Origin of the sequence: Tumidithrix helvetica PCC 7403, from assembly GCF_965232925.1 — a bacterium.
GTDB classification, from domain to species: Bacteria; Cyanobacteriota; Cyanobacteriia; order Pseudanabaenales; family Pseudanabaenaceae; genus Tumidithrix; species Tumidithrix helvetica.
Map to the genome: position 1 here is coordinate 1 of NZ_CBDDRA010000060.1, position 5,672 is coordinate 5,672.

Annotated in this window: 2 tRNA genes and 3 rRNA genes; all 5 read left to right on the forward strand. The window is 49.2% G+C overall.

Annotation, left to right across the window (positions count from 1 at the left end):
• Positions 1–233: 233 nt before the first annotated feature.
• The 5 genes from ACP2WE_RS25890 to rrf all read left to right on the forward strand — a co-directional run bounded on the left by ACP2WE_RS25890 (position 234) and on the right by rrf (position 5,649).
• Positions 234–1,719 (forward strand): 16S ribosomal RNA (locus ACP2WE_RS25890).
• Positions 1,720–1,993: 274 nt separating this feature from the next.
• Positions 1,994–2,067 (forward strand) — tRNA-Ile (locus ACP2WE_RS25895).
• An 83-nt stretch (positions 2,068–2,150) separates the two neighbouring features.
• Positions 2,151–2,223, forward strand: a tRNA-Ala gene (locus tag ACP2WE_RS25900).
• 324 nt (positions 2,224–2,547) lie between these two features.
• Positions 2,548–5,430 (forward strand): 23S ribosomal RNA (locus tag ACP2WE_RS25905).
• A 102-nt stretch (positions 5,431–5,532) separates the two neighbouring features.
• A 5S ribosomal RNA gene (rrf, locus tag ACP2WE_RS25910) occupies positions 5,533–5,649 on the forward strand.
• Together the 16S, 23S and 5S rRNA genes with 2 tRNA genes alongside form the textbook arrangement of a ribosomal RNA operon.
• Positions 5,650–5,672 lie beyond the last annotated feature (23 nt).

The following is a 5,672-nucleotide window of genomic DNA, read 5'->3' on the forward strand; positions in this document are numbered from 1 at the left end:
TTGACAAAGCCAGATAAGTTAGGTAGCCTAGTAAGGCGAAAAAACGAGAGCAAACGAAAGGAGTTCTCGAGAAAGCGCCAGAACCAAGACAAGAGAATAGTTTGGAAGCCAAAGAGCACTAATAAACCTCGTCAAAACAGATAGACGAAAGAAAGATTTTTCACGAAATCTAATTAGAAAAGAAGCAAAGAGCTTTTAAATTCTACCAAAAGTATTAGAAGCAATTCTATTACATCATGGAGAGTTTGATCCTGGCTCAGGATGAACGCTGGCGGTATGCTTAACACATGCAAGTCGAACGGAATCTTCGGATTTAGTGGCGGACGGGTGAGTAACGCGTAAGAATCTGCCTTCAGGATGGGGACAACGACTGGAAACGGTCGCTAAAACCCAATGTGCCGAGAGGTGAAATATTAATAGCCTGAAGATGAGCTTGCGTCTGATTAGCTAGTTGGAGTGGTAACGGCACACCAAGGCGACAATCAGTAACTGGTCTGAGAGGATGACCAGTCACACTGGGACTGAGACACGGCCCAGACTCCTACGGGAGGCAGCAGTGGGGAATTTTCCGCAATGGGCGAAAGCCTGACGGAGCAATACCGCGTGAGGGACGAAGGTCTGTGGATTGTAAACCTCTTTTGTCAGGGACGATAATGACGGTACCTGACGAATAAGCATCGGCTAACTCCGTGCCAGCAGCCGCGGTAAGACGGAGGATGCAAGCGTTATCCGGAATTATTGGGCGTAAAGCGTACGCAGGTGGCTAATCAAGTCTGTTGTTAAAGCGCAAGGCTTAACCTTGTAAAGGCAAAAGAAACTGATAGGCTAGAGTGTGGTAGGGGCAGGAGGAATTCCCGGTGTAGCGGTGAAATGCGTAGATATCGGGAAGAACACCAGCGGCGAAAGCGTCCTGCTAAGCCATAACTGACACTCATGTACGAAAGCTAGGGGAGCGAATGGGATTAGATACCCCAGTAGTCCTAGCCGTAAACGATGGATACTAGGTGTAGTAGGTATCGACCCCTACTGTGCCGTAGCTAACGCGTTAAGTATCCCGCCTGGGGAGTACGGTCGCAAGATTGAAACTCAAAGGAATTGACGGGGGCCCGCACAAGCGGTGGAGTATGTGGTTTAATTCGATGCAACGCGAAGAACCTTACCAGGACTTGACATGTCGCGAATCTCTCTGAAAGGAGAGAGTGCCTTCGGGAGCGCGAACACAGGTGGTGCATGGCTGTCGTCAGCTCGTGTCGTGAGATGTTGGGTTAAGTCCCGCAACGAGCGCAACCCACGTTTTTAGTTGCCATCATTAAGTTGGGCACTCTAGAGAGACTGCCGGTGACAAACCGGAGGAAGGTGTGGATGACGTCAAGTCAGCATGCCCCTTACGTCCTGGGCTACACACGTACTACAATGGCTGGGACAAAGAGCTGCAAGCGAGCGATCGCAAGCCAATCTCATAAACCCAGTCTTAGTTCAGATCGCAGGCTGCAACTCGCCTGCGTGAAGGCGGAATCGCTAGTAATCGCAGATCAGAATGCTGCGGTGAATACGTTCCCGGGCCTTGTACACACCGCCCGTCACACCATGGAAGCTGGTCACGCCCGAAGTCGTTATCCTAACCGTTCGCGGAGGGAGATGCCTAAGGCAGGGCTGGTGACTGGGGTGAAGTCGTAACAAGGTAGCCGTACCGGAAGGTGCGGCTGGATCACCTCCTTTTAGGGAGACCTACTTTACAAAAGAGAAAGAAGAAAGAGAAAGTGAACGATGCAAAAAGAACACAAGTACCTAGAAACAAAAACACTCAGATGTAAAGCCATCCCAAGGTCGGTCGGAGTTTATTAGTAGGCTTTCAAACTATGTCTGGTTTTTCCAGTGAACAGGAAACAGGAATCAGCAAACAGTAAATAGCTCAAGCAAACAGAAAAAACTCTGTAAGCAAAAGTGAACAGCTGAGAAATGGTAACTGGTAACTGACCACTGAAGCAAGCGAGGGCTATTAGCTCAGGTGGTCAGAGCGCACCCCTGATAAGGGTGAGGTCCCTGGTTCGAGTCCAGGATGGCCCACTAGTCAGTGAAAAGAAAACAGAAAGCAGAAGCGAAGCGTAAAAGCTTCAATAACTGAAGACTGAATAAACAAAACTGATTCAGGGGGTATAGCTCAGTTGGTAGAGCGCCTGCTTTGCACGCAGGAAGTCAGCGGTTCGAATCCGCTTACCTCCACTGAAAGTTAAGAAAAGCAAAAAGCAACTTAACTTACAAAAGAGAGACAAGAACGAGGAATCAACCATGAGTCCAAAATTCTCGTCACCAGACAAGAGACTTCAGCAACTTATCTTGAGAACCAAGAAAGCATGCTGGACTCCGAAGTCCAGACAGAACCTTGAAAACTGCATAGTAATAGTCAAAAGTAACTTTTCAATTTAGAAGTTAGAAATGACAAGAAAACAGTAACCCCCAAAAGGTCAAACTGAATATAAGTCATAGCTAACCAAAGAAACGAAAAAGCAAGTAGACACCAATGTTAAGCGAACAAAAGCAAATTGTGGTCAAGCTACAAAGGGCTTACGGTGGATACCTAGGCACAGGAAGGCGATGAAGGACGTGGTTACCGACGATACACTTCGGGGAGTTGGAAGCAAACATTGATCCGAAGATTTCCGAATGGGGCAACCCTATATACTGCCCGTTGAATACATAGACGGGAAAGAGCGAACTCAGCGAATTGAAACATCTTAGTAGCTGAAGGAAGAGAAAATAAACAATGATTTCCTTAGTAGCGGCGAGCGAACGGGAAAGAGCCCAAACCAGTTGGCATGACTAGCTGGGGTTATAGGACAGCAACACTGTACAAGAGAGATTAGATAAAGTGTGTGGAATAACACGCCAAAGAGAGTGAAAGCCTCGTAATCGAAAATCAAACTTGGCAAGCTGGATCCTGAGTAGCACGGTACACGAGAAATTCCGTGTGAATTCGCGAGGACCACCTCGTAAGGCTAAATACTCACCTGTGACCGATAGTGAACCAGTACCGCGAGGGAAAGGTGAAAAGAACCCCGAGAGGGGAGTGAAATAGAACATGAAACCGTAAGCTTACAAGCAATGGGAGGACGATTTAACGTCTGACCGTGTGCCTGTTGAAGAATGAGCCGGCGACTTATAGGCAGTGGCAGGTTAAAGCGAGAATGCTGGAGCCAAAGCGAAAGCGAGTCTGAAAAGGGCGATAGTCACTGTTTATAGACCCGAACCTGGGTGATCTAACCATGGGCAGGATGAAGCTTGGGTAACACCAAGTGGAGGTCCGAACCGACTGATGTTGAAAAATCAGCGGATGACCTGTGGTTAGGGGTGAAATGCCAATCGAACCCAGAGCTAGCTGGTTCTCCCCGAAATATGTTGAGGCATAGCGGTTGTGATTATAGTCTGGGGGTAAAGCACTGTTTCGGTGCGGGCTGGGAGACCGGTACCAAATCGAGACAAACTCTGAATACCAGATGCACACACAGCCAGTCAGACTGTGGGGGATAAGCTCCATAGTCAAGAGGGAAACAGCCCAGATCACCAGCTAAGGTCCCCAAGCCATCGCTAAGTGGTAAAGGAGGTAGGAATACAGAGACAACCAGGAGGTTTGCTTAGAAGCAGCCACCCTTAAAAGAGTGCGTAATAGCTCACTGGTCAAGTGTTCCCGCGCCGAAAATGAACGGGACTAAGCGATGCACCGAAGCTGTGGGATTAATTAATTAATCGGTAGGGGAGCGTTCTGCGTTAGATAGAAGCGTTAGCGTGAGCAGACGTGGACGAAGCAGAAGTGAGAATGTCGGCTTGAGTAGCGCAAACATTGGTGAGAATCCAATGCCCCGAAACCCTAAGGGTTTCTCCGCAAGGCTCGTCCACGGAGAGTTAGTCAGGACCTAAGGCGAGGTCGAAAGACGTAGTCGATGGATAATCGGTCAACATTCCGATACTGATTATGAGTAGTGAAGAGGGACGCAGGAGATGATCATCAGCCGCGTGATGGATTGCGGTTCAAGCATTAAGGTGATGAGGTCTGGAGAAAACAGACTGAGCTGAGATGTGAGTACGAGAGTCTACGGACTCGAAGTGGTGTAGTCAAACTGCCAAGAAAAGCTCTAAACACGTTAACTCATAATTACCTGTACCCGAAACCGACACAGGTAGGGAGGTAGAGAATACCAAGGGGCGCGAGATAACTCTCTCTAAGGAACTCGGCAAAATAGCCCCGTAACTTCGGAAGAAGGGGTGCCCACCTAAGACGTGGGTCGCAGTGAAATGATCCAAGCGACTGTTTACCAAAAACACAGGTCTCCGCTAACTCGCAAGAGGAAATATGGGGGCTGACGCCTGCCCAGTGCCGGAAGGTTAAGGAAGTCGGTCAGCGAAAGTGAAGCTGGCGACCGAAGCCCCGGTGAACGGCGGCCGTAACTATAACGGTCCTAAGGTAGCGAAATTCCTTGTCGGGTAAGTTCCGACCCGCACGAAAGGCGTAACGATTTGGATGCTGTCTCGGAGAGAGACTCGGCGAAATAGGAATGTCTGTGAAGATACGGACTACTTGCACCCGGACAGAAAGACCCTATGAAGCTTTACTATAACTTGGAATTGGGTTCGGGCTTCTTCTGCGCAGGATAGGTGGGAGACAATGATATTGTCCTTGTGGGGACAGTGGAGTCAACGGTGAGATACCACTCTGGAGAGGCTAGGATTCTAACCCTTACCCATTATCTGGGAAGGGAACAGTTTCAGGCGGGTAGTTTGACTGGGGCGGTCGCCTCCTAAATGGTAACGGAGGCGCGCAAAGGTTCCCTCAGGCTGGACGGAAATCAGCCGAAGAGTGTAAAAGCATAAGGGAGCTTGACTGCAAGACCAACAAGTCGAGCAGGGACGAAAGTCGGCTTTAGTGATCCGACGGCACAGCGTGGAATGGCCGTCGCTCAACGGATAAAAGTTACTCTAGGGATAACAGGCTGATCTCCCCCAAGAGTTCACATCGACGGGGAGGTTTGGCACCTCGATGTCGGCTCATCGCAACCTGGTGCGGAAGTACGTGCCAAGGGTTGGGCTGTTCGCCCATTAAAGCGGTACGTGAGCTGGGTTCAGAACGTCGTGAGACAGTTCGGTCCATATCCGGTGCAAGCGCAAGAGCATTGAGAGGACTCCTCCTTAGTACGAGAGGACCGGGAGGAACGCACCGCTGGTGTACCAGTTATCGTGCCAACGGTAAACGCTGGGTAGCCATGTGCGGAGAGGATAACCGCTGAAAGCATCTAAGTGGGAAGCCCACCTCAAGATGAGTGCTCTCATGGAGTTAATCCAGTAAGGTCACGTGTAGATTACGCGTTAATAGGCTTTAGGTGGAAGCGTGGCAACACGTGCAGCCGAGAAGTACTAATAGACCGAGGGCTTGTCCTCAATTTAATTAAGAACGAAAAGAAGAAAGACAAAGGTGTCTACGATACAAAGGACTATTACTGTGTAGCTTTCAGGGTTCATGAAAGGTGACCCAACAGATTTCTTGGTGTCTATGGTGCGGTGGAACCACACTGATCCATCTCGAACTCAGAGGTGAAACGCTGTTACGGTGAAGATACTTTAGGGGTAGCCCTGCGGGAAAATAACTCGATGCCAAGATTAATATTCTAAGAAAAGAAACC